General features: G+C 66.9%; 22 protein-coding genes. 16 read left to right on the top strand and 6 right to left on the bottom strand.

Annotated elements, in window-relative coordinates:
* Window positions 1-8 precede the first annotated feature (8 nt).
* From fdh3B to DFR43_RS12830, 4 genes are read left to right on the top strand one after another with little or no spacing between them, the layout of a single operon-like run.
* Window positions 9-611 (top strand): formate dehydrogenase FDH3 subunit beta, encoded by a 603-nt coding sequence (fdh3B, locus tag DFR43_RS12845; RefSeq protein WP_133599328.1) that lies wholly within the window; start codon window positions 9-11, stop codon window positions 609-611.
* Window positions 608-853 (top strand): hypothetical protein, encoded by a 246-nt coding sequence (locus tag DFR43_RS12840; RefSeq protein ID WP_133599326.1) that lies wholly within the window; start codon window positions 608-610, stop codon window positions 851-853. Before fdh3B ends, DFR43_RS12840 begins: the two co-directional genes overlap by 4 nt.
* Window positions 854-868: 15 nt before the next feature.
* Window positions 869-2,053: a formate dehydrogenase subunit gamma gene (locus DFR43_RS12835; RefSeq protein WP_133599324.1), complete on the top strand. Its 1,185-nt coding sequence runs from the start codon at window positions 869-871 to the stop codon at window positions 2,051-2,053.
* A gap of 27 nt (window positions 2,054-2,080) precedes the next feature.
* Window positions 2,081-2,968, top strand: coding sequence for a formate dehydrogenase accessory sulfurtransferase FdhD (locus DFR43_RS12830; protein ID WP_133599321.1), 888 nt, complete (start codon window positions 2,081-2,083; stop codon window positions 2,966-2,968).
* On the opposite strand, the gene DFR43_RS12825 is transcribed toward DFR43_RS12830, so the two are convergent.
* Complete coding sequence (locus tag DFR43_RS12825) at window positions 2,950-4,284, bottom strand: glutamine synthetase family protein (protein ID WP_133599320.1); 1,335 nt, start codon at window positions 4,282-4,284, stop codon at window positions 2,950-2,952. The genes DFR43_RS12830 and DFR43_RS12825 overlap by 19 nt on opposite strands.
* Window positions 4,285-4,400: 116 nt before the next feature.
* Between DFR43_RS12825 and upp the strand changes: the two genes are divergently transcribed.
* Genes upp through DFR43_RS12810 form a run of 3 tightly spaced genes read left to right on the top strand, consistent with a single transcriptional unit; the run spans window position 4,401 to window position 8,044 of the window.
* Window positions 4,401-5,033 carry a uracil phosphoribosyltransferase gene (gene upp / locus DFR43_RS12820; protein WP_133599315.1) on the top strand — a complete coding sequence of 211 codons (633 nt, stop codon included), beginning with the start codon at window positions 4,401-4,403 and terminating at the stop codon, window positions 5,031-5,033.
* Window positions 5,034-5,080: 47 nt separating this feature from the next.
* The gene (locus tag DFR43_RS12815) at window positions 5,081-7,612 is read left to right on the top strand and encodes an ABC transporter permease (protein WP_133599313.1); all 2,532 of its coding nucleotides are present in this window, start codon (window positions 5,081-5,083) and stop codon (window positions 7,610-7,612) included.
* Between the two features lie 9 nt (window positions 7,613-7,621).
* Window positions 7,622-8,044 carry a group II truncated hemoglobin gene (locus tag DFR43_RS12810; RefSeq protein WP_133599352.1) on the top strand — a complete coding sequence of 141 codons (423 nt, stop codon included), beginning with the start codon at window positions 7,622-7,624 and terminating at the stop codon, window positions 8,042-8,044.
* A gap of 17 nt (window positions 8,045-8,061) precedes the next feature.
* On the opposite strand, the gene DFR43_RS12805 is transcribed toward DFR43_RS12810, so the two are convergent.
* Window positions 8,062-8,724 (bottom strand): Smr/MutS family protein, encoded by a 663-nt coding sequence (locus DFR43_RS12805; protein WP_133599311.1) that lies wholly within the window; start codon window positions 8,722-8,724, stop codon window positions 8,062-8,064.
* 60 nt (window positions 8,725-8,784) lie between these two features.
* Window positions 8,785-9,459: a RadC family protein gene (gene radC / locus DFR43_RS12800; RefSeq protein ID WP_133599350.1), complete on the bottom strand. Its 675-nt coding sequence runs from the start codon at window positions 9,457-9,459 to the stop codon at window positions 8,785-8,787.
* Between the two features lie 79 nt (window positions 9,460-9,538).
* Between radC and DFR43_RS12795 the strand changes: the two genes are divergently transcribed.
* From DFR43_RS12795 to serS, 3 genes are read left to right on the top strand one after another with little or no spacing between them, the layout of a single operon-like run.
* Window positions 9,539-9,985: an FKBP-type peptidyl-prolyl cis-trans isomerase gene (locus tag DFR43_RS12795; protein WP_133599309.1), complete on the top strand. Its 447-nt coding sequence runs from the start codon at window positions 9,539-9,541 to the stop codon at window positions 9,983-9,985.
* Window positions 9,985-10,935, top strand: coding sequence for a 4-hydroxy-3-methylbut-2-enyl diphosphate reductase (gene ispH, locus DFR43_RS12790; RefSeq protein WP_133599307.1), 951 nt, complete (start codon window positions 9,985-9,987; stop codon window positions 10,933-10,935). The genes DFR43_RS12795 and ispH overlap by 1 nt, the downstream gene beginning before the upstream one ends.
* Before the next feature lie 53 nt (window positions 10,936-10,988).
* Entirely contained in the window at window positions 10,989-12,311 is a 1,323-nt protein-coding gene (gene serS, locus DFR43_RS12785) for a serine--tRNA ligase (RefSeq protein ID WP_133599305.1), read from the top strand.
* 24 nt (window positions 12,312-12,335) lie between these two features.
* Here the strand turns inward: serS and gloA are convergent, their stop codons facing one another.
* The gene (gene gloA / locus DFR43_RS12780) at window positions 12,336-12,749 is read right to left on the bottom strand and encodes a lactoylglutathione lyase (protein ID WP_133599303.1); all 414 of its coding nucleotides are present in this window, start codon (window positions 12,747-12,749) and stop codon (window positions 12,336-12,338) included.
* Between the two features lie 89 nt (window positions 12,750-12,838).
* Here gloA and DFR43_RS12775 point away from each other — a divergent pair, with 89 nt between their 5' ends.
* From DFR43_RS12775 to DFR43_RS12760, 4 genes are read left to right on the top strand one after another with little or no spacing between them, the layout of a single operon-like run.
* Window positions 12,839-13,258 (top strand): hypothetical protein, encoded by a 420-nt coding sequence (locus DFR43_RS12775; RefSeq protein WP_133599301.1) that lies wholly within the window; start codon window positions 12,839-12,841, stop codon window positions 13,256-13,258.
* 25 nt (window positions 13,259-13,283) lie between these two features.
* A complete protein-coding gene (locus DFR43_RS12770) occupies window positions 13,284-13,772 on the top strand; it encodes a DUF6152 family protein (protein ID WP_245988932.1) in 489 nt (162 codons plus the stop codon).
* A gap of 41 nt (window positions 13,773-13,813) precedes the next feature.
* Window positions 13,814-15,241, top strand: coding sequence for an NfeD family protein (locus DFR43_RS12765; protein WP_133599299.1), 1,428 nt, complete (start codon window positions 13,814-13,816; stop codon window positions 15,239-15,241).
* 35 nt (window positions 15,242-15,276) lie between these two features.
* Window positions 15,277-16,098: a slipin family protein gene (locus tag DFR43_RS12760; RefSeq protein ID WP_133599346.1), complete on the top strand. Its 822-nt coding sequence runs from the start codon at window positions 15,277-15,279 to the stop codon at window positions 16,096-16,098.
* Here the strand turns inward: DFR43_RS12760 and DFR43_RS12755 are convergent.
* Window positions 16,080-16,856 (bottom strand): SDR family NAD(P)-dependent oxidoreductase, encoded by a 777-nt coding sequence (locus DFR43_RS12755; protein WP_133599297.1) that lies wholly within the window; start codon window positions 16,854-16,856, stop codon window positions 16,080-16,082. The two genes, DFR43_RS12760 and DFR43_RS12755, sit on opposite strands and share 19 nt — an antisense overlap.
* A gap of 55 nt (window positions 16,857-16,911) precedes the next feature.
* Complete coding sequence (locus DFR43_RS12750; RefSeq protein WP_133599295.1) at window positions 16,912-18,570, bottom strand: DEAD/DEAH box helicase; 1,659 nt, start codon at window positions 18,568-18,570, stop codon at window positions 16,912-16,914.
* 252 nt (window positions 18,571-18,822) lie between these two features.
* Between DFR43_RS12750 and ettA the strand changes: the two genes are divergently transcribed.
* A complete protein-coding gene (gene ettA / locus DFR43_RS12745; RefSeq protein WP_133599293.1) occupies window positions 18,823-20,487 on the top strand; it encodes an energy-dependent translational throttle protein EttA in 1,665 nt (554 codons plus the stop codon).
* A gap of 65 nt (window positions 20,488-20,552) precedes the next feature.
* Window positions 20,553-21,068 (top strand): DUF1415 domain-containing protein, encoded by a 516-nt coding sequence (locus DFR43_RS12740; RefSeq protein WP_133599344.1) that lies wholly within the window; start codon window positions 20,553-20,555, stop codon window positions 21,066-21,068.
* Window positions 21,069-21,209 lie beyond the last annotated feature (141 nt).

The raw sequence follows: 21,209 nt of genomic DNA, 5'->3' as shown, positions 1-21,209 counted from the left end.
AGCAACGAATGGCACGCATGAAATTTGTCTGTGATGCAGAGCGCTGCATCGAGTGCAACGGCTGTGTGACCGCTTGCAAGAACGAGCACGAGGTGCCTTGGGGGGTCAACCGCCGCCGCGTGGTCACGCTCAACGACGGGGTGCCGGGCGAGAAGTCCATCTCGGTGGCCTGCATGCATTGCTCCGACGCGCCCTGCATGGCGGTCTGCCCGGTGCAGTGCTTCTACCGCACCGACGAAGGCGTGGTGCTGCACGACAAGGACGTGTGCATTGGCTGCGGTTACTGCAGCTATGCCTGCCCGTTCGGAGCCCCCCAGTTCCCGGGACAGGGCACGTTCGGCGTGCGCGGCAAGATGGACAAGTGCACCTTCTGTGCCGGCGGCCCCGAGGCCAGCGGCAGCCAGGCCGAATTTGAGAAATACGGCCGCAACCGCCTGGCCGAAGGCAAGCTGCCGGCCTGTGCCGAGATGTGCTCCACCAAGGCTCTGCTGGCCGGCGATGGCGATGTGGTGGCCGACATTTTCCGCACCCGTGTCATACAGCGCGGCAAAGGGGCCGAAGTCTGGGGTTGGGGCACCGCCTATGGCAGCGCCCAAGGAGGACGCACATGAACCGCACACGCCTGTTCCAAATCGCCTTCATCGCCGTGGGCGCGGCCTGGCTGGTCGGGTGTGGCGAGTCTCCCCAACATTTGACCGCATCGGGCGTCAAGCCCGACACCCCAGCGTATCAAGGGGCCGGTGCCAGCCAGTTTGTGGAGCGCGGCTGGCAGCCTGGTGACCGCACCAGTTGGGAGCAGCAGTTGCGTGCCCGCGCCGCATACGGGCAGAACGAATACACCCGCGTGCACTGAAAACGGGAGGACACCATGCGAACGTTCTTCAACGCCGCGGCCCATCGACTGTGGTCCCGTGGGTGCATAGCCCTCTTGCTGGCCGTCGCCATGGGAGCGGCCACCGCCCAGGGGGCCGACCCTGCCCCTGCGCCCCCGGGCGGCGGCGGCATCCAGGGTGCCAACATCTTTCAGATCGCCCCCAGCGCCGATACCGATCCCGGCTACATGAACCAGTCCAACGCACAGCGTCAGCAGGTTCAGCCCGGCAACAATGCTCCCATGTGGCGACAGGTGGGCCAAGGTGTTGCCGGTGTCACCAACTTTCCCTATCCCGAGTACGGCACGCTGATCCAGCCCACGGTGCAGTACCCGGGTTCGCGCCTGACCAATGCGGGTGAAGCTTGGCGGCAGGTGCGCAACGGCGTCATCATCCCCTACGGCGGGGCTTTGTTGGTCATCGTTGCCGTGGCCATTGCGCTGTTTTACCTGGGCAAGGGGCCTATCCGCCTGCATGGACAGGAAACCGGCCGCCAGATCGAGCGCTTCACCGCCTTCGAGCGCGCGGCGCATTGGACGAACGCCTTTGCCTTCGTGGTGCTGGCGGTGTCCGGTCTGATCATGGCTTTCGGCAAATTCTTTCTGCTGCCGATCATGGGCAGCATGCTGTTCGGCTGGCTGGCTTACGCCATGAAGAACCTCCACAATTTCGCCGGACCGTTGTTTGCCGTGTCGCTGGTGATCGTGTTCTTCACTTTTCTGCGGGACAACCTGCCCAGCAAGGACGACATCCGCTGGATGCTCAAGGCCGGCGGGTTGTTCAGCGGTCAGGAGGTGCCCTCACACCGATTCAACGCCGGTGAAAAAATCGTGTTCTGGGGCGGGGTGTTCTTGCTGGGGTTCACGGTCGTGGCTTCCGGCCTCGTCCTGGACAAGCTGATTCCCGGGCTGGCCTATCTCCGCAGCGACATGCAGATCGCGCACATGATCCACGCCTCGGCGGCGATGATGATGATGGCCATGTTCCTCGGGCATATCTACATGGGTACACTGGGGGTGCAGGGCGCCTACCAGGCCATGAAAACGGGCTACGTGGACGAAACCTGGGCCAAAGAACATCACGAGCTCTGGTATGACGACATCAAGGCAGGCAAGATTCCGGCAGAGCGCAGCACTCGCTCCGGTGCCAAGCCGGCCGTGGGCCCGGCCAAGGCCGTTTGATGGCCTGCGCGGACATGGAGGGTGCAGATGCTGTTGACTGAACCGCAGCAGTCTGCCTTCGTCCCTGGCTTGCCCCGCTTGTCGCGGGCCTGTGTGCCGTTGACGCGCGAAGTCACGGTGGTCAATGAGTTCGGTGAGCAGCGCGTCCTTTCTATCCCCGCCGAGCGCGATCTCACCGTTTACGTGGACAAGCGCGAGCTCGTCACGCTCATGACGCTGGGCGGCCATCCTGAGTGGCTGGTGCTTGGCTATCTGCGCAACCAGCGTCTCGTCGAATCCGTGCACGACATCGAGTCCATCACGGTGGATTGGGAGGTGGGCGCCGCTGCCGTGAAGACGCGCGGTGGCGTGCACCGCATCGAGGAGCGCACGGCCCGGCGCGTGGTCACCACCGGGTGTGGCCAGGGCAGCGTTTTTGGCGGCATCCTGGATGAGCTGGACCGTATTCGGCTGTCGCCCACGGCGCGGCTGCGCCAGTCCGATCTGTACCAGATCGTCAAAACCATTCGCGAGCAGGACTCGACCTACAAGCAGGCCGGGTCGGTGCACGGTTGTGCGTTGTTCCAGGGCTCGGAACTCCTCCTGTTCGTGGAGGACGTGGGCCGCCACAACGCGGTGGACGCGATTGCGGGCTGGATGTGGCTGCAAGCCCCGAAGGTCCGCGAAGGGGCGGACAAGGTGTTCTACACCACCGGGCGCCTGACGAGCGAGATGGTCATCAAGGCGGCGCAGATGGGCGTGCCGGTGGTGGTTTCACGCAGTGGCATCACCCAGATGGGGCTGGAAGTGGCCGAGCGGGTGGGCGTGTGCGCCATCGGACGGGCCACGAACCAGCGCTTCTTGTGCTTTTCCCACCCGCAGCGCTTGCTGCTGGATGCCGAGCCCGCGCGGCCGGTTCAGACCAGTTCCATGTAGCGGGCCAGTTCCCAGTCGGTCACGGCGAGCCGAAAGCGGCTGATTTCCCACTGGCGTGTCTGCACGAAGTGCTCGACGAAGCCTTCGCCGAGGAGTTCGCGGGCGAGCGCCGATTCGGCCATCGTGGTGGTGGCCTGCTCCAGGGTTTGCGGCAGCGCGGCACCGTTGGCGCTGACCGCTTCGGGGTCCAGGCGGTGGCGGATGCCATGGAGCCCGGACGCGATGGCCGCCGCGATGGCCAGGTAAGGGTTGGCATCGGCGCCGGGCACGCGCGTCTCCAGCCGCTGGGACCGGGCGCTGCCCGGCACCACCCGGCAGGCCACATGTCGGCTGTCGATGCCCCAACTGGCTCGCACGGGGGCCAGCATGCCATCGACCAGCCGCTTGTAGCTGTTGATGAAGGGCGCGTAGACCGCAAACAGATGGGGCAGGGCATGCATCTGGCCGGCGATGTAGTGCCGCAGCGTATCGCTGAGGCCATGTGGCGCCCGGGCATCGTGGAACAGGTTGCGCCCGTCTCGCCACAGGCTCTGGTGCAGGTGCTGGCCGCAACCGGCATAGGCGGGGGACCACTTGGCCATGAAGGTGCTCAGCAAGCCGTGGCGACGGCCGATTTCCCGGACCGCCTGCTTGAACAGCACCGCCCGGTCGGCGCTGTCCAGCGCCGGGCCATACCGCAGCGCCACCTCCAGGTTGCCAGGGCCGGCTTCGGTGTGCAAGGTTTCGATCGGTATGCCTGCGGGCGGCAGCCAGCGAAAGAGGTCGTTGACGAAGCCGGCCACGGCATCGACCCGGAAGGGGGAATAGTTGGTGATGGATGCGGTGGCGGTGTCGAGTTGGCGAAAGCCCTTGGCGCGGATGCTGCGCTCGTCCTCCCGCAGCACGAACCATTCCAACTCCACCCCCACCTGAACGTCCAGCCCCATGTCGGCGGCCTGCGCCAGCACGCGCTTGAGCACTTGGCGGGGGCACATGGGCAGGGGCGAGCCATCGGGCAGCAGGTGTTCGCCGATCAAGGCCCAACGCCCCTCGTCCCAGGGCAGTTGGCGCGCGGTGGCCGGGTCCAGCCGCAAGCCGATTTCGCCCAGTGCCGTGCCCAGCCCGGCGAAGGCGACCGTGTGGGTGTAGAGGTCGTCGGCAATGTCCCAGCCAAAGGCCGCGCTGGCAATCGTGCCGCCACCCGTGAGCAACTCGGCCATCTTCTCGCCCGCGTGCGTCTTGCCGCGGCACACGCCGTCGATGTCGGTGGTGAAGAAACGCGCGTGGGTGGCTGCGCGCAAGGCTTGTTCGAGGGAGGGGCAGGCGGCGTGTTCCATGGACACATTGTGGGGCTGGCGTAGATGGGACGTTGGGTCCACTTGACGGGCCCACAAGCCGTTAGCATACGGTCCATTGACGATTTTTCACGGCCCATCCCGCGGCCCCGACCACCATGACCGGACAAGTCCACATCATCGATCACCCGCTGGTGCAGCACAAGCTCACGCTCATGCGCCGCAAGGACACCAGCACCAAGAGCTTCCGCCAACTCGTCCACGAGCTCAGCGCCCTGCTGGCCTACGAAGTCACGCGCGACATGCCGATGCAGGAAGTCGAGATCGAAACGCCGCTGGAGCGCACCACCGGCCGGGTGATCGACGGCAAGAAGATCGTGCTGGCATCCATTCTGCGGGCGGGCAACGGTTTTCTGGACGGGATGCTGGAAGTGGTGCCCAGTGCCCGGGTGGGGCACATCGGCCTGTTCCGCGACCCGGCCACCCTGCAGGCCGTGGAGTACTACTTCAAAATGCCTTCTGGCATGGAGGAGCGCGACGTGATCGTCCTCGACCCGATGCTGGCCACGGGCAATTCGGCGGTGGCGGCGGTCAACCGTCTGAAGGCCTGTCAGCCGCGTTCGCTGCGTTTCGTCTGTCTGGTCACCTGCCCCGAGGGCATCGCCACCTTTCACCGGCACCACCCCGACGTGCCCATCTATACCCCGGCGGTGGATCGTGGCCTCAATGAGCACGGCTACATCGTCCCCGGCTTGGGCGATGCGGGCGACCGCATCTTTGGCACCAAATAATCGCCGCCGGACACCACGGAATCAGGGTTTGCGCTAACCTCGGGGGCATGAACCATGCCCCCACTGCCTCTTTCTGGACCATTGGCTGGCGCGCCTTGCTGCGCGATTGGCGCGCGGGCGAATTGCACGTGCTGGTGCTGGCGATTGCGCTGGCGGTGGCGGCGCTCAGCGCGGTGGGTTTTTTTGCCGATCGCCTGCAAAACGGCCTCAATCGCGATGCGCGGCAGCTCATCGGTGGGGATGCGGTGGTTCGCAGCGACCACCCGGCTCCGCCGGCTTTCGAAGCGCAGGCGCGTGCCCTGGGCCTGGAGGTGACGCGCCATGTGAGCTTTCCCACCATGGGCCGAGCCGATGACGAGCAAGGCGGCGCGGCGCGTCTGGTGGCGCTCAAGGCGGTGGAGGCCAATTACCCGTTGCGTGGGCAGTTGCGCGTCGCCGCCGCCCCCGACGCGCCAGACGGGGCCACCACCGAAGTGCCCGCGCGGGGCACGGCCTGGGTGGATGCCGCGTTGCTGGTGGCGCTGGACGTGCAGGTGGGGCAGCCGTTGTGGCTCGGCGAGCAGCGCTTTCACATCGACCGGGTCATCACCATCGAACCCGACCGGGGCGCGGGCTTCATGAGCTTTGCGCCACGGGTCATGATCCACGCCGACGATCTGCCCGCCACCGGCCTGGTGCAGCCCGCCAGCCGCCTGAGCTACCGGCTGGTGGTGGCGGGTGACGATGCCGCCGTGCGGCGCTACACCCAGTGGGCCGAAGCCGAGATGAACCGGCCGGAGATTCGCGGCATGGCGCTGGAATCCTTCGAGAGCGGGCGCCCGGAGATGCAGCAGACGCTGGCCCGCGCCGAAAAATTCCTCAATCTGGTGGCCTTGCTGGCGGCGCTGCTGAGCGCCGTGGCGGTGGCCATCGCGGCCCGCGTGTACGCCAGCCGCCATCTGGACGACTGCGCCATGCTGCGCGTGCTGGGGCTGTCCCAGGCCACCATGGCCAAGGCGTACACCCTGTCTTTCGTGGCCGTGGGGCTGCTGGCGGGGGTGGCGGGCGTGGTGCTGGGCTACATCGTGCACCACGGTTTCGTGGTGCTGCTGGCCGAACTGGTCAAAGCCGACATGCCCGCCCCAAGCGCCTGGCCCGCCGTGTTTGGCCTGGGCGTGGGGCTGACGCTGATGCTGGCCTTCGGCCTGCCCCCGGTGCTGCAACTGGCGCGGGTGCCCCCGCTGCGCGTCATCCGGCGCGAGGTGGGCAACCTCAAGCCCGCCTCCTTGGCCGTGCTCGGGCTGGGCGCGGCGGGTTTTGCGGCCCTGCTGCTGGCCGCCAGCCGCGACCTGACGCTCGGGCTGATTGCCGTCGGTGGCTTTGCCGCGGCAGTAGCCGTGTTTGCCCTGGCCAGTTACATCGCGGTGCGGGTGCTGCGCGCGGTGGTCAATGAGGCCGTGGCCCCGCGCTGGCTGCGCCTGGCCACCCGCCAGCTCAGCGCCCGGCCTGCGTATGCGGTGGTGCAGGTCAGCGCCCTGTCGGTGGGCTTGCTGGCGCTGGTGCTGCTGGTGCTGCTGCGCACCGACCTCATCACCAGCTGGCAGCAGGCCACCCCGCCCGACGCGCCCAACCGCTTCGTCATCAACATCCAGCCCGAGCAGGCCGAGCCGTTCCAGCAAACGCTGCGCGAGCAGGGGGTGGAGCGCTACGACTGGTATCCCATGATCCGCGGCCGGCTGGTGGCCATCAACGGCCGTACCGTGGTGCCGGAGGACTTCGAAGGCGACCGCGCGCAACGCCTCGTGGACCGCGAGTTCAACCTGTCACACAGCGCCAGCCCGCCGCCGCACAACCAGATCGTGGCCGGGCGCTGGCAGCCCGAGGAGCCTGAGGCCATCTCCATCGAAGAGGGGCTGGCGCAGACCCTGGGCCTGAAGCTGGGGGACCGGCTCACCTTCGACATCGCCGGCATCCCGGTGGAGTCTCGCATCACCAGCCTGCGCAAGGTGGACTGGGGCTCCATGCGCGTGAACTTCTTTGCCATGTACCCCGTCAGCCAGATGGAGGACGTGCCGCTGACCTACATCAGCGCCTACCGCGCGCCGGACGCCCCCGGCTTCGACAACGCCCTCGTGCGTGCCTTTCCCAACATCACCAATGTGGACATGAGCAGCACGATCGCGCAGGTACAGCGCGTGCTGGGGCAGGTCATCCGCGCCGTGGAGTTCCTCTTTGCCTTCACGCTGGCGGCGGGGCTGGTGGTGCTGTTTGCCGCCGTCACCGCCACGCGGACCGAGCGCGAGCGCGAATACGCGATTCTGCGTGCCGTGGGGGCGCAAGCCTCGCTGCTGCGGCAGGTGCAGCGGGCCGAATTGCTGGGCGTGGGGCTGCTGGCGGGTTTTCTGGCGTCGGTGGTGGCGGTGGGCGTGGGCTGGGCGCTGGCCCGTTACGCGTTCGAGTTTGAATGGAACGCCGCTTCCTGGGTGCCGCTGGCTGGCGCCCTGGCCGGGGCTTGGCTGGCGTTGGCCGCCGGCTGGTGGGGCCTGCGCGGCGTCTTGCGCACGCCCGTGGTCGAGACGCTGCGCAAGGCGGCACAATAAGCCATGACCATGCAGATCCAGGAACCCCCGCCCCGCAACGCCCAAGGCCAGGCACTGACGCCCTTTGAATGGATCGGCGGCGAGCCCGCCGTGCGCGCCCTGGTGGACCGCTTCTACGACCTGATGGATCTGGAGCCCGCCTACCGCGAGCTGCGTGCCAGCCACGGCCCCACGCTCGACAGCGCCCGCGACAAGCTGTACTGGTTTCTCTGCGGCTGGCTGGGCGGCCCGCAGCACTACCAGGAGCGCTTCGGCCACCCGCGCCTGCGCATGCGCCACATGCCGTTCAAGATCGGTATCATCGAGCGCGACCAGTGGCTTGCCTGCATGGACCAGGCCATGGGCGATGTGGGCGTGCCGCAGGACTTGCGCCAGCGGCTCAACCAGAGCTTTTTCCAGACGGCAGACTGGATGCGCAACACGCCGGGGTGAGGCCAGATGGCAGTCTGCTAAGCCGGGCTGCGCGCAGCTGGCCGCAGCAGCACCACCAGCGCCCCGGCGCCGCCTTCGGCCGGGCGGGCCTGCACGAAAGCCATCACCTCGCTCTTTTGTGCCAGCCAGCTGTGCACCTTGCCTTTGAGCACGGGCGTCTTGCCGGGGGAGCCCAGCCCTTTGCCATGCACCACGCGCACGCAGCGCAAGCCGTGGCGGTGGGCCTCGCGAATGAAGCGGCCCAGCGATTCGCGGGCCTCGTCGGTGCGCTGGCCATGCAGGTCGATCTGGGCCTGAATGCTCCACTGGCCTTGCCGCAAGCGGCGCACCACGTCCGGCCCCACGCCGGGCCGGCGAAAGCTCAAGTGTTCGTCGGTGAGCAGCAGCGTTTCGGCATCGAATTCGTCGCTGAGCGCCTCGCGCATGACGGCTTGCTCGTCGAGCCGACGTTGCCGCGGTTGGGGCGGCAGCGGCCTGGTCGGCGCCACGTGGCGCCCGTGGTCTGGCAGTCGCTGCACCCGGCCCACGGCGCGTTCGAACAGCAGCCGGTCGCGGTGCAGGCGCTCCAGGGCCTCACGCCGCGCGGCTTCTTCCGCGGCCCGCTGCGCCGCGGCCTGGGCGGCTCGTTCGGCCAGGGCTTTTTGCAGGCTTTTGAGCTCGGACAGGCTGCGCACTTTCATGGGCCGAGATTGTCGCGCAGCGGCCCGAGCCGTGTGGCCCACTCGGGCAAACCGCGGGGCTCAGATCAGCCCCATCGCGGCCATCGAGCGGCAGTCATGCGCCGTGACGATGAAGTGGTCCAGCACCCGCACATCCACCAGCGCCAGGGCCGCCTTGAGGGTCTGGGTCAGGGCCTCGTCGGCGCGTGAAGGCTCCGCCACGCCGCTGGGGTGGTTGTGGGCCAGCACCACGGCCGCGGCATGGTGGTGCAGGGCGCGCAACACCACCTCGCGCGGGTACACGCTGGCCTGCGTCAGGGTGCCGCGAAAGAGCTCTTCGAGCGCGAGCAGACGGTGCCGGTTGTCCAGAAAGAGCACGGCAAACACTTCGTGCGGTTTGTGGCCCAGGTGCAGCCGCAGATACTGGGCCACGGCTTGCGGCGTGTCGAACAGGGGCCGTTCTTTCAGTGGCTGGGCCAGCGCCCGGCGGGCCAGTTCCACCACGGCCAGGATTTCGGCCCGCTTGGCCGGCCCCAGGCCCTTGACGGTTTCCAACGCTTCGGCGCCGCTGTGCAGCAAGCCGGCAATGCCGCCGAAACGGTCCACCAGTTCCTGAGCCAGTTGCACCACATTCTTGCCTTGCACGCCGGTGCGCAGCAGCAGGGCCAGCAATTCCGCATCGCTCAAGGCGGCAGGCCCGCGCTGCAGCAGCTTCTCGCGTGGCCGGGCATCGGCCGGCAGCCCTTTGAGCGGCAGGGGCATCGACGTCATCATTCACTCCCTGGGTTTTTACAATATCGGCTTTCCCCGAATTGTGCCTGCGCGGCCGCCTGACATGCCCCACGTCGAACCCGGTTCTTTCCTCACGCTGCATTACCGCCTCACGGGGCCCGATGGGCGCGACCTCATCAACACCTTCGGCGCGCAACCGGCCACGCTCAGCCTGGGCGGTGGGGAACTGTCGCCGGCCATCGAGCAGCGCCTCATCGGGCTGGAGGAGGGCGCCCACACCGTCATCGAACTGGCCGCTGGCGAGGCGTTTGGGCCGCGTCAGCCCGAGATGGTGCAGTGGGTGGCGCGCAAGCTGCTGGATGAGTTGGGCGACCCGCACGAGCGCTATGCCGTGGGCGACGTGGTGCAGTTCCCCACGCCCGACGGGTTGGGCAGCTATGCCGGTGCCGTGCGCGAGGTGCGCGAAGACGGCGCCGTGCTGTTCGACTTCAACCACCCCTTGGCCGGACAGCCCGTGCGGTTCGAGGTGCAGATCATCGGGGTGCTGTGATGCCCAGCGCCCCAACGTCTGTGCAGGAAGTGCTGCTGGCCGAGCCGCGTGGCTTTTGCGCCGGGGTGGATCGCGCCATCGAGATCGTCGAGCGCGCGCTGGAAAAATTCGGCCGCCCCATCTATGTGCGGCACGAGATCGTGCACAACACCCATGTGGTCAATGATCTCAAGGCACGCGGCGCCATCTTCATCGAAGAACTGGACGAGGTGCCCCCCGGCGCCACGCTGGTGTTCAGCGCCCACGGCGTGAGCCAGGCCATCCAGCGCGAGGCCCAGCGGCGCGGCTTTCGCATCTTCGACGCCACCTGCCCGCTGGTCAGCAAGGTCCACGTCGAAGTGGCCAAGCTGCACAAAGAAGGCTACGAATTCATCATGATCGGTCACAAGGGCCACCCCGAGGTTGAAGGCACCATGGGCCAGCTCGACAGCGGCATCCACCTGGTGGAAGACGTGGCCGACGTGGCCAAGGTGCAGCCCGCCCAGACGGACAAGCTCGCCGTGGTCACGCAGACCACGCTGAGCGTGGACGACGCCGCCGAGATCACCGCCGCCGTCAAGGCGCGCTTCCCGAACATCCGCGAGCCCAAGCAGCAGGACATCTGCTACGCCACCCAGAACCGGCAAGACGCCGTCAAGCTCATGAGCCGGCAGGTGGACGCCGTGGTGGTGGTCGGCAGCCCCACCAGCTCCAACACCAACCGCCTGCGCGAGTTGGCCGAGCGCCTGGGCGTGCCCGCTTTCATGGTCGATGACGCCAGCGAACTGCGCGACGAGTGGTTTGCCGGCCGCGCCCGGGTGGGCGTGACCGCCGGGGCATCCGCGCCGGAAGACCTGGTGCAGGGCGTGGTGCAGCGCCTCAAAGCCCTCGGGGCGGTGTCGGTGCGCAGCCTCGATGGCATTCGCGAAACCACCAAATTCCCCCTGCCCAAGGGCCTGAAGATCGAATGACGCCCTCGGGGCCCGCCCAAGCCCGGCGGGGCAAGCCCTAAAATCGCCGCATCATGCTAGACGTCAACCTGCTGCGCAAAGACCTCGACGCCGTCGTGGCGCGCCTGCTCACCCGCAAGAATCCCCAGCCCTTCCTCGATGTGGACGCGTTTCGCGCCCTCGAACACGAGCGCAAGGCCCTGCAAGTCAAAACCGAAGAATTGCAGGCCCGTCGCAACAGCCTGTCCAAGCAGATCGGCATGCTCAAGGGCAAAGGCCAGCACGCCGAGGCCGACGCCGTCATGGCCGAAGTGGCCGACATCAAGGGCACGCTGGAAGCCTCCGCCGCGCGGCTCGACCAAATCCAGGCCGAACTCCAGGCCCTGCTGATGGCCGTGCCCAACCTGCCGCACGACAGCGTGCCCGTGGGCGCGGACGAGCACGGCAACGTCGAACTGCGCCGCTGGGCTCCCCAGGGCGGTTTCGGCGCCAACCCGCCCGAGCGGGGCTTCACGCCCAAGGATCACGTGGAGCTGGCCGAGCCCCTGGGCTTGGACTTCGAAACCGGCGCCAAGCTCAGCGGCTCGCGCTTCGTCGTCCTCAAGGGCCAGGTGGCGCGCTTGCACCGGGCGCTGGCCCAGTTCATGCTCGACGTGCAGACCCAGGAGCACGGCTACACCGAGTGCTACACCCCCTACATCGTCAACGCCGACACGCTGCGTGGCACCGGCCAACTGCCCAAATTCGAGGCCGACCTTTTTGCCGCCAAAAAAGGCGGGCAGGAGGGCGATGACGACACCGCCATGTACCTCATCCCCACCAGCGAGGTGACGCTGACCAACTTCGTGCGCGACGCCATCGTGGCCGAGGCCGACCTGCCCATCAAACTCACCGCGCACACCCCGTGCTTCCGCTCGGAGGCCGGGGCCGCCGGGCGCGACACGCGCGGCCTGATCCGCCAGCACCAGTTCGACAAGGTCGAGATGGTGCAAATCGTCCATCCCGACAAAAGCTACGAAGCGCTGGAGGAGATGACCCGGCACGCCGAAGCCGTGCTGCAAAAGCTTGGTCTGCCCTATCGGGTGGTCTTGCTGTGCACGGGCGACATGGGCTTTGGCGCCACCCGCACCCACGACCTGGAGGTCTGGCTGCCCGCGCAGAACACCTACCGCGAAATCAGCTCGGTCAGCAACTGCGAAGCCTTCCAGGCCCGCCGCATGCAGGCCCGCTTCAAGAGCGCCCAGGGCAAGAACGAACTGCTCCACACCCTCAACGGCTCCGGCCTGGCCGTGGGCCGGGCGCTGGTGGCCGTGCTGGAAAACTACCAGAACGCCGACGGCAGCATCACCGTGCCGCCGGCCTTGCGCCCGTACCTGGGTGGGGCGGAAACGCTCTGAATCGCAGTCTGGGTCGCAGACCGCTCAGCGCAACCCCACGCCGCCAGCGTCCGCCTCGCGCTGGATCAGCTCGATCTTGTAGCCGTCCGGGTCGGTCACGAAAGCGATGACCGTGGTGCCGCCCTTCACCGGCCCGGGCTCGCGCGTGATCTGGCCGCCAGCGGCCCGGATTTTTTCACAGGCGGCGTACACATCGGGCACGCCAATGGCGATGTGGCCGTAAGCCGTGCCCATCTCGTACTGTTCCACGCCCCAGTTGTAAGTCAGCTCGATCTCGGCCTGGCCGGGGTTGCCGCCGTCGAAGCCCAAAAAGGCCAGCGAGTACTTGTACTCCGGGTTTTCGGAGGTGCGCAGCAGCGTCATGCCGAGCACCTGGGTATAAAAGTCGATCGAGCGCTGGAGGTTGCCCACGCGCAACATGGTGTGCAGGATTCTCATGCCCGCGATTGTGCCGGGTTTGCCAATTCCTGGCAGGGCATGGGCCTGAGGGGCTGCGCGCCGCGCCGTCCTGCGGTAGGCTTGGTGGCATGTTCACGGCTCTGTCGGCCCATCCCTGGGCCTATCCCTTGCTGGAGGTGGTGCACCTGTGGGGCATTGCGCTCATCATTGGCAATCTGATGGCGCTGGAGGTGCGCGTCTGGGGTGGCGCGGCCCAGTTGCCCGTGTCGGCCTTGGCACGGTTGAGCCTGGTGCTGGTGGCGTTGGGCTTTGCCTTGGCCGCCGGCAGCGGATTGCTCATGTTTGCCACGCAACCCGAGGAACTGTTGGCCAATCGGGCCTTCCTAACCAAAATGGCGTTGCTGCTGTTGGCGGGCTGCAATGCGGCCTGGTTCCACGGTCGGCGTTCCCTGCATCGGCTCGACCTCACGGCCCGGCTCCTGATGCTGCTGTCGGCCCTGCTGTGGATCGGCATCTTGCTGGCTGGCCGCTGGATCGCCTACATCTGATCGCCTGAGAAAGGAGCGTGTCACCATGAACCGTCGGGAATCTTTGCGCGGCCTCTGCGGAGCCGCCGTGGCCTGGGCAGGCTGGCCCTGGCTGGCCCACGCCCACCATGGGTGGAGCAGTTTCGATCAGAACCGCCCCCTGTACCTGGAGGGGGTGGCCCGTCAAGTGCGCTGGCGCAATCCCCACGCCGAATTCACGCTGGAACTCGCGCCCAACCTGGCCCTGCCTGCCGACCTGACCGCGCGCCGCCTGCCGACCCAGATGGCCCGGGTCGATACCGAAGCCCTGTTGGCCAACACGCGTCTGCCGGATCGGCGCGATCCGCGCTGGGAGGTGGAACTGGCGCCGCTGACGCGCATGAACCAGTGGCGGGTGCCCGAAATCACCGATGGCACCCCAGTGGCGGTGATCGGCTTCACCTTCGTGGGTGAGCGGGGCGACGCCGTGCTGCGTGCCGAATACCTGTTCCTGGGGGATCGGGTCTATGGCATGCGGTCCGCGCCAGCGGGTTGACGCCGCCGCACGTCTGATGTCGAATGGCAGGGAGGTGGATCATGATACCGGTGTTTCCTCCCCCAGCGCGTCGTCAGTGGCTCTGGCGATGGCTGCTCGCTGGCGCGTTGCTGATGGTGGGCATGTGGCTGTCGGCCGCTGCCCAGGCCCCCTTTGCCAAGGTGCTGACCGTGCGCGACGCCATCGGTCCGGCCAGTGCCGATTATGTGGTTCGCGGCATTCAGAAGGCCGCCAGCGCAGGCGCGGCCCTCGTCGTCCTTGAACTGGACACGCCCGGCGGGCTCGACACTTCCATGCGGCAGATCATTCAGGCGGTGCTGGCTTCGCCAGTGCCGGTGGTGACCTATGTCAGCCCGCAGGGCGCGCGCGCGGCCAGTGCCGGCACTTTCATTCTCTATGCCAGTCATGTGGCGGCCATGGCGCCGGCGACCACGCTCGGCGCGGCCACGCCGGTGGCCATCGGCATGCCGGGCGCGCCCAAGCCCGCCGCGCCAGCCGGTGACGGCAAGCCCCAGGATTCCCCGGAGAGCCAGGACCCTTCTGCGCCCCCGCGAGCCCCCGCCGATGCCATGACGGCCAAACAGGTGCACGACGCTTCGGCCTTTATTCGTGGGCTGGCACAGCAGCACGGCCGCAACGCCGAGTGGGCCGAGCGTGCCGTGCGCGAAGCGGTCAGCCTCACGGCGGCCGAAGCCTTGGCGCAGCGCGTGGTGGATGTGGTGGCCGTCGATCTGGCCGATTTGCTGGCGCAGATCGATGGCCGGGTGGTACGGCTGGAGCAGGGCGAGCGCACTTTGAGCACCCAGGGGCTGCTCGTGATCCATGAGCCTGCGGACTGGCGGCACCGCCTGCTCAGCGTCATCGCCAACCCGGGCTTTGCGCTGGTGTTGCTCATGGTGGGCATTTATGGGCTGATTTTCGAGTTCACCTCGCCCGGCTTCGGCTTGCCCGGCACGGTGGGCGCCATTTGCTTGTTGCTGGCGCTGTTTGCCTTGCAGATGCTGCCGGTCAATTACGCCGGGCTGGCGCTGATTCTGCTGGGCTTTGCGCTGCTGGCGGCGGAATTGCTCACCCCGGCTTTCGGGGTGTTGGGCGTCGGCGGCGTGATCGCGTTCATTGCGGGCGGGCTGCTGCTGTTCGACGGCGACGTGCCGGGGATGGGCGTGCCACTGCCTTTGCTGTTTGGCATTTCACTGACGGCAGCGGCCGCGGTGCTGGTCACGGGCCACATGGCCCTGCGGGCGCGGCGCGCCCGGGTGGTCAGTGGGCGCGAGGACATGCTGGGCGCCGTCGGGCGGGTCACGGCCCAGGCCCACGGCCAGTACTGGGCCTTGGTCCATGGCGAGCGCTGGCAGGTCCGCGCCGCCGTGCCGCTGGCCGTCGGTCAGTCGGTCCGGGTGACGGGGATTGCTGGCCTGGTGCTGGACGTCGAACCCCTCGACGGTGCTCCGGCCACCCCCTCGGGCTGATCGTTTCCATCCCTGCAAGGAGGCATCACATGTTCATGGACTTCAACATCGGACTCGCTGGGGTGCTCATCCCCGTACTCATCATCGTGCTGGCCTCGTCGCTGCGGGTGCTGCGCGAATACGAACGTGGCGTGGTGTTCCAGTTGGGCCGGTTCTGGAAGGTCAAAGGCCCAGGGCTGGTGATCGTGATTCCGGGCTTACAGCAGATGGTGCGGGTGGATTTGCGCGTGGTCACCATGGATGTGGAGCCCCAGGACGTGATCTCGCGCGACAATGTCTCGGTCAAGGTCAATGCCGTGGTGTTCTTTCGGGTCGTCGATCCCGAAAAAGCCATCATCCAGGTAGAAAACTACCTGCTGGCCACCAGCCAACTGGCGCAGACCACGCTGCGGGTGGTGCTGGGCAAGCACGAGCTCGACGAGATGCTGGCCGAGCGCGAACGGCTCAACCTCGATGTGCAGCAGATCCTCGATGCCCAGACCGATGCCTGGGGGGTCAAGGTGACCAACGTCGAAATCAAGCACATCGACCTCAACGAGTCGATGGTGCGGGCCATTGCCCGGCAGGCAGAGGCCGAGCGCGAGCGGCGTGCCAAGGTCATCCACGCCGAAGGCGAAAAACAGGCGGCCGCGGCTTTGCTCGATGCCGCCACCATGCTGGCGCAGCGCTCCGAAGCCATGCAACTGCGCTACCTGCAAACCATGACCCAGGTTGCTGGCGATCGGGCCACCACCGTGGTGTTGCCGCTGCCCATCGACCTGCTGGGCAAGCTGTTCGATCGACCGCTGGCGCCTCAGGCCGGACAGCCGAGCCCGCCGGCTCAGACTCCGTCAGGCCCTCAGACCGGCACGGTGTAGTTCAGCGCCATGCGGCCACCGTCCACCGTCACGATCTCGCCCGTCACATAGCTGGCTGCGTCGCTGGCCAGCCAGCACACCACGTCCGCCACTTCGGCGGGTTCGCCCAAGCGTTTCATGGGGGTGCGGCTGAGGATTTTCAGGCGGGCCTCTTCGCTGGTGAGCACCGACTGGGCGGCCAGTTCGGTGGCGATGGTGCCCGGCGCCACCGCATTGACGCGGATGCGGTGATCCGCCAGAGCCAGCGCCATTGCCCGGGTGAGCTGGTTCATGCCGCCTTTGCTGACGTTGTAGCTGGCGATCGTGGGGATGGCCAGGGTGCCATTGACCGAACTCATGTTCACGATGGCGCCTCCTTGCCCCAGGCGGGCCATTTCACGCGCAACCGCCTGCCCCACCAGAAAAGCGCCTTTGAGGTTGACGCGCAGCACGGCGTCGAAGTCCGCCTCGGTCACCTCCAGGAAAGGGGCGGCCTTGAAGATGCCCGCGTTGTTGACCAGGATGTCGATGCGGCCGTGTCGCTGCAGGGTCTGCGCCACCAGCGCATCGACGTGCATCTTGTTACCCACGTCGGCATGGATGAAGGCCGAGCCCGTTTCGCCAGCCAGCCGGTTGCCGGCTTCGCTGGCCACATCGGCAATCACCACCTGCGCGCCTTCCTGCCGCAGGCGGCGCACGCAAGCCTCACCGATGCCTTGGGCACCACCGGTGACGATGGCGACCCGGCCTTCCAGTCCGAATGAAATGTGTCGTGTCATGGCGCCATGTTAGCGCCATGAGCCGGTTTCGCCCAGGTGGGCCGTGGATGATGGGTTATTTGATGCGGCCGAAACTGGTGCGCAGCGGGTCGATGCCGCCGCCGCCTTTGCCGGCGCGGTTGCCGCGATGGCGGTTGCGCCCCCCGCGTTCGCCCAGGGCGTCGATGCCGGTGCGCAGCGGATCGGGCTGGCGTGGCGGGTTGTTGCCCCGCGGCTGGCCGCTGCCGCCTTGGCGCGGCTGACCGCCGTTGGCCTGCGCGCCCGCGCCGCCTCCACGCTTCTTGCGCTTGCGGCGGCGGCCACCGCCGGGCTGGGCGTTGGGCGCGTCGAGCAGGCGTGGCGGCTGGTCGTCGTCCAGCCCTTCCTCGTCCTCGGGGAAGGCGCTCTCGGTCCGTGGCTGGCTCGCCGGCTTGGCTTGGCGTTCCTGGGCTTTCTTCTCCCGGATGCGCTCCATCATCTCTTGCCGCGCCGCCTTGGCCGCGGCGGCCATCACCTCGCGGCTGGGCGGCTTGCCCGCGCCGCCCCAGAGGGTCTGGCGTCCCATGGCGATGGGCTCGGCTTTCTCGCCGGGCTCCGGCATGAACTCGGGGAAGATCTGGACCGGGATTTGCTGCTGGGTGAACTTCTCGATGGCCATCATGAAGCCTTCTTCATCCAAGCTCACCAGGCTGACGGCCTGTCCTTCGGCCCCGGCGCGGCCCGTGCGGCCGATGCGGTGGACATAGTCCTCGCAGACGTTGGGGATGTCGTAGTTGACCACGTGCGGAAGGTCGTCGATGTCGATGCCACGGGCGGCAATGTCGGTGGCCACCAGCGCGCGGATGGCGCCGCTCTTGAAGCCTTCGAGGGCTTGGGTGCGGGCGGTCTGGCTCTTGTTGCCATGCAGCGCCATCGCGCTGATGCCGTGTTTGTTGAGGTATTCGGCCACGTTGTTGGCGCCGAACTTGGTGCGGGTGAACACCAGCACCTGGCTCCAGTTGTGCTGGTTGATGATGTGCACCAGCAGCGCCTTCTTCTTGCCACGGCCCACCGGGTGGATGGTCTGCTGGATGCGCTGCACCGTGGTGTTGGGCGGCGTGACCTGGATGTGCTTCGGCTGGCGCAGCAAGCCGTTGGCCAGTTCCTTGATCTCGTCGCTGAAGGTGGCCGAGAACAGCAGGCTCTGCTTGTCGGCAGGCAGGAGCTTGAGGACTTTCTTGACGTCGTGAATGAAGCCCATGTCCAGCATCCGGTCGGCCTCATCCAGCACCAGGATTTGCACCTGGCTCAAGTCCAGGTGGCCCTGGTCGGCCAGATCGAGCAGGCGGCCCGGGGTGGCCACCAGCACGTCCACGCCTTTGCTGAGCTTCTCGATTTGCGGGTTCATGCCCACGCCACCGAAAATCACGGCCGACTTGAGCTTGAGGTGCTTGCCGTAGGCCTTCACGGATTCCTCGACCTGGGCGGCCAGTTCGCGGGTGGGCGTCAAGACCAGCGCGCGGATGGGGCGGCCGTGGCCGCGCTTGGGGGCTTCCCAGCCGTCTTGCAGGCGGTGCAGCATGGGCAGGGTGAAGGCGGCGGTCTTGCCGGTGCCGGTCTGGGCGCCGGCCAGCAGGTCGTGACCGGCCAGCACGGCCGGAATGGCTTCAGCCTGGATGGGGGTGGGTGTTTCGTAGCCTTGCTCGCGCACGGCCTCCAGAATGGCCGGGGCCAATTTCAGTTCTTCGAATGTCATGTATGTCGATGGCGCCCATCCTGGGCGCAAGGGTATCGGCCGCTTCCCGCGCCGGTAGGCGCGAGCCAGTCAGGTGGCTGATGGGTCGAGAAAAACGGGCTTGTTTCGGACGGACCTGCCTGGGCAGGACAAGCCCCAGCTGGGCGCTGATGTGGCACTGACTGAAGGTGCGCACGCCGCTATTGTCGCATAAAGGGATAATCGAGGGGTCAGCGCCCGTTCGGGTGCCGTTTTTTTGTTGCGAAAAACACCATGGCCCAATACGTCTTTTCGATGAACCGCGTCTCCAAGACCGTGCCGCCCAAGCGGCAGATCTTGAAAGACATTTCCCTGAGTTTCTTCCCCGGCGCCAAGATTGGGGTGCTGGGCTTGAACGGCTCGGGCAAGTCCACCCTGCTCAAGATCATGGCGGGCGTGGACAAAGAATTCGAAGGGGAAGCCATCCCCATGCCGGGCATCAAGATCGGCTACTTGCCGCAGGAGCCCGAGCTCAACCCCGAGCAGACGGTGCGCCAGGCCGTGGAGGAGGGCATTGGCGGGGCCTTGGCCGCCAAGCAGCGGCTCGAGGAGGTCTATGCCGCCTACGCCGAGCCCGATGCCGACTTCGATGCGCTGGCCGCCGAGCAGGCCGAGCTTGAAGCCATCATCGCCGCCGCCGGCAGCGAGAACACCGACCTGCAGCTGGAGCTCGCCGCCGACGCGCTGAACCTGCCGCCGTGGGATGCTCAGATCAAAAACCTCTCCGGCGGCGAGAAGCGCCGCGTGGCGCTGTGCCGGCTGCTGCTGAGCAAGCCCGACATGCTGCTGCTGGACGAACCCACCAACCACCTCGACGCCGAGAGCGTGCACTGGCTGGAACAATTCCTGCAGCGCTTCCCCGGCACCGTGGTGGCCATCACCCACGACCGCTACTTCCTCGACAACGCCGCCGAATGGATTCTGGAATTGGACCGTGGCCACGGCATCCCCTACAAGGGCAACTATTCGGAGTGGCTGGACCAGAAGGAGCGCCGCCTGGAGCAGGAGCAGAAGGCCGAGGATGCCCGCATCAAGGCCATGAAAGAAGAACTCAAGTGGGTGCGCTCCAACGCCAAGGGGCGTCAGGCCAAGAGCAAGGCGCGCCTGCAGCGCTTCGAGGAGCTCAGCGACGTCGAATACCAGCGCCGCAACGAGACCAACGAGATCTTCATCCCCGTGGCCGAGCGCCTGGGCTCGCAGGTCATCGAATTCAAAAACGTCAGCAAATCGTTTGGCGACCGGCTGCTCATCGACAACCTCTCGTTCAACGTCCCGGCTGGCGCCATTGTCGGCATCATCGGCCCCAACGGGGCGGGCAAGTCCACGCTGTTTCGCATGATCCAGGGCGTGGAAAAGCCCGACAGCGGCGAAATCCTCATCGGCCAGACCGCCAAGCTGGCATTCGTCGATCAGAGTCGCGCCTCGCTCGACGGCGACAAGACGGTGTGGGAAGACGTCTCGGGCGGGCTGGACAACATCACCGTGGGCAAATTCGTCATGCCCAGCCGCGCCTACATCGGCCGTTTCAACTTCAAGGGCAATGATCAGCAGAAACTGGTCAAGAACCTCTCGGGGGGGGAGCGCGGCCGGCTGCACCTGGCCAAGACGCTGGCCCAAGGCGGCAATGTGCTGTTGCTGGACGAACCCTCCAACGACCTGGACGTGGAAACCCTGCGCGCGCTGGAGGAGGCCCTGCTGGAGTTTGCCGGCTCGGCCCTGGTCATCAGCCACGACCGCTGGTTCCTCGACCGCATCTGCACCCACATCCTGGCCTACGAGGGCGACAGCCAGTGGTATTTCTACGACGGCAACTTCACCGAGTACGAAGCCGACAAGAAGCGCCGCCTGGGTGAGGAAGGCTCGCGGCCCAAGCGGCTGCGCTTCAAGTCCCTGACCTGAAGGAACTGCCGGTGGCCGACTGCCTGTCCCCCGCTGCGCCGGACGAAGCCCAGGTGCTGGCCGACATGCGCCGCTGGATCGAGCGTGCCGTCATCGGCCTGAACCTGTGCCCTTTTGCCAAGGCGGTGTACGTCAAAGACCAAGTCCGGCTGGTGGTCAGCCGGGCGCGGCACCTCGACGGCCTGCTCGATGACCTCGACCGGGAGTTGCTGCTGCTGCGCGACACGTCGCCCGAGCAGATCGACACCACGCTGCTGGTCCATCCCACCCTGTTCCCGGACTTCGAGGTGTTCAATGATTTTCTGGACGTGGTCGATGGCGTCATCGCCGAACACGGCTTGGAAGGGGTGCTGCAGGTGGCCCCCTTCCACCCGCGCTTCCAGTTCGAAGGCACCGAGCCCGACGACATCACCAACGCCACCAACTGGGCGCCATACCCCACGCTGCACCTGTTGCGCGAAGCCAGCATCGACCGCGCCGTGGCCAGTGGCGACAGCGCCGACGCCATCGTCGAGCGCAACCTCGAGACGCTGCGCCGCCTGGGACCCGAGGGCTGGCAGGTGTTGATGAAAGGACCGTGAGCCTGCCAAGATGGCAGCGAGCGCTTCAAGACACAAGCAGCGTTAGGGAACCTCTGCACTACCCCGCCCACTCGTTCGTGGCGACGAGTTGAGGGTCAATATCGTTTCACATGACGGGATCGAAGCAGATGCTGAGCCGTC

Origin of the sequence: Tepidicella xavieri, from assembly GCF_004363315.1 — a bacterium.
Lineage (GTDB): Bacteria > Pseudomonadota > Gammaproteobacteria > Burkholderiales > Burkholderiaceae_C > Tepidicella > Tepidicella xavieri.
The sequence above is the reverse complement of the archived record's forward strand: the minus strand, read 5'-3'. Positions and strand labels throughout refer to the sequence as shown.

Excerpts from the sequence above, each read along its gene's own strand:
- fdh3B (WP_133599328.1), top strand. The coding sequence starts at position 9 with ATGGCACGCATGAAATTTGTCTGTGATGCAGAGCGCTGCATCGAGTGC.
- DFR43_RS12840 (WP_133599326.1), top strand. The coding sequence starts at position 608 with ATGAACCGCACACGCCTGTTCCAAATCGCCTTCATCGCCGTGGGCGCG.
- DFR43_RS12835 (WP_133599324.1), top strand. The coding sequence starts at position 869 with ATGCGAACGTTCTTCAACGCCGCGGCCCATCGACTGTGGTCCCGTGGG.
- DFR43_RS12830 (WP_133599321.1), top strand. The coding sequence starts at position 2,081 with ATGCTGTTGACTGAACCGCAGCAGTCTGCCTTCGTCCCTGGCTTGCCC.
- DFR43_RS12825 (WP_133599320.1), bottom strand. The coding sequence starts at position 4,284 with ATGGAACACGCCGCCTGCCCCTCCCTCGAACAAGCCTTGCGCGCAGCC.
- upp (WP_133599315.1), top strand. The coding sequence starts at position 4,401 with ATGACCGGACAAGTCCACATCATCGATCACCCGCTGGTGCAGCACAAG.
- DFR43_RS12815 (WP_133599313.1), top strand. The coding sequence starts at position 5,081 with ATGAACCATGCCCCCACTGCCTCTTTCTGGACCATTGGCTGGCGCGCC.
- DFR43_RS12810 (WP_133599352.1), top strand. The coding sequence starts at position 7,622 with ATGCAGATCCAGGAACCCCCGCCCCGCAACGCCCAAGGCCAGGCACTG.
- DFR43_RS12805 (WP_133599311.1), bottom strand. The coding sequence starts at position 8,724 with ATGAAAGTGCGCAGCCTGTCCGAGCTCAAAAGCCTGCAAAAAGCCCTG.
- DFR43_RS12795 (WP_133599309.1), top strand. The coding sequence starts at position 9,539 with ATGCCCCACGTCGAACCCGGTTCTTTCCTCACGCTGCATTACCGCCTC.
- ispH (WP_133599307.1), top strand. The coding sequence starts at position 9,985 with ATGCCCAGCGCCCCAACGTCTGTGCAGGAAGTGCTGCTGGCCGAGCCG.
- serS (WP_133599305.1), top strand. The coding sequence starts at position 10,989 with ATGCTAGACGTCAACCTGCTGCGCAAAGACCTCGACGCCGTCGTGGCG.
- gloA (WP_133599303.1), bottom strand. The coding sequence starts at position 12,749 with ATGAGAATCCTGCACACCATGTTGCGCGTGGGCAACCTCCAGCGCTCG.
- DFR43_RS12775 (WP_133599301.1), top strand. The coding sequence starts at position 12,839 with ATGTTCACGGCTCTGTCGGCCCATCCCTGGGCCTATCCCTTGCTGGAG.
- DFR43_RS12770 (WP_245988932.1), top strand. The coding sequence starts at position 13,284 with ATGAACCGTCGGGAATCTTTGCGCGGCCTCTGCGGAGCCGCCGTGGCC.
- DFR43_RS12765 (WP_133599299.1), top strand. The coding sequence starts at position 13,814 with ATGATACCGGTGTTTCCTCCCCCAGCGCGTCGTCAGTGGCTCTGGCGA.
- DFR43_RS12760 (WP_133599346.1), top strand. The coding sequence starts at position 15,277 with ATGGACTTCAACATCGGACTCGCTGGGGTGCTCATCCCCGTACTCATC.
- DFR43_RS12755 (WP_133599297.1), bottom strand. The coding sequence starts at position 16,856 with ATGACACGACACATTTCATTCGGACTGGAAGGCCGGGTCGCCATCGTC.
- DFR43_RS12750 (WP_133599295.1), bottom strand. The coding sequence starts at position 18,570 with ATGACATTCGAAGAACTGAAATTGGCCCCGGCCATTCTGGAGGCCGTG.
- ettA (WP_133599293.1), top strand. The coding sequence starts at position 18,823 with ATGGCCCAATACGTCTTTTCGATGAACCGCGTCTCCAAGACCGTGCCG.
- DFR43_RS12740 (WP_133599344.1), top strand. The coding sequence starts at position 20,553 with ATGCGCCGCTGGATCGAGCGTGCCGTCATCGGCCTGAACCTGTGCCCT.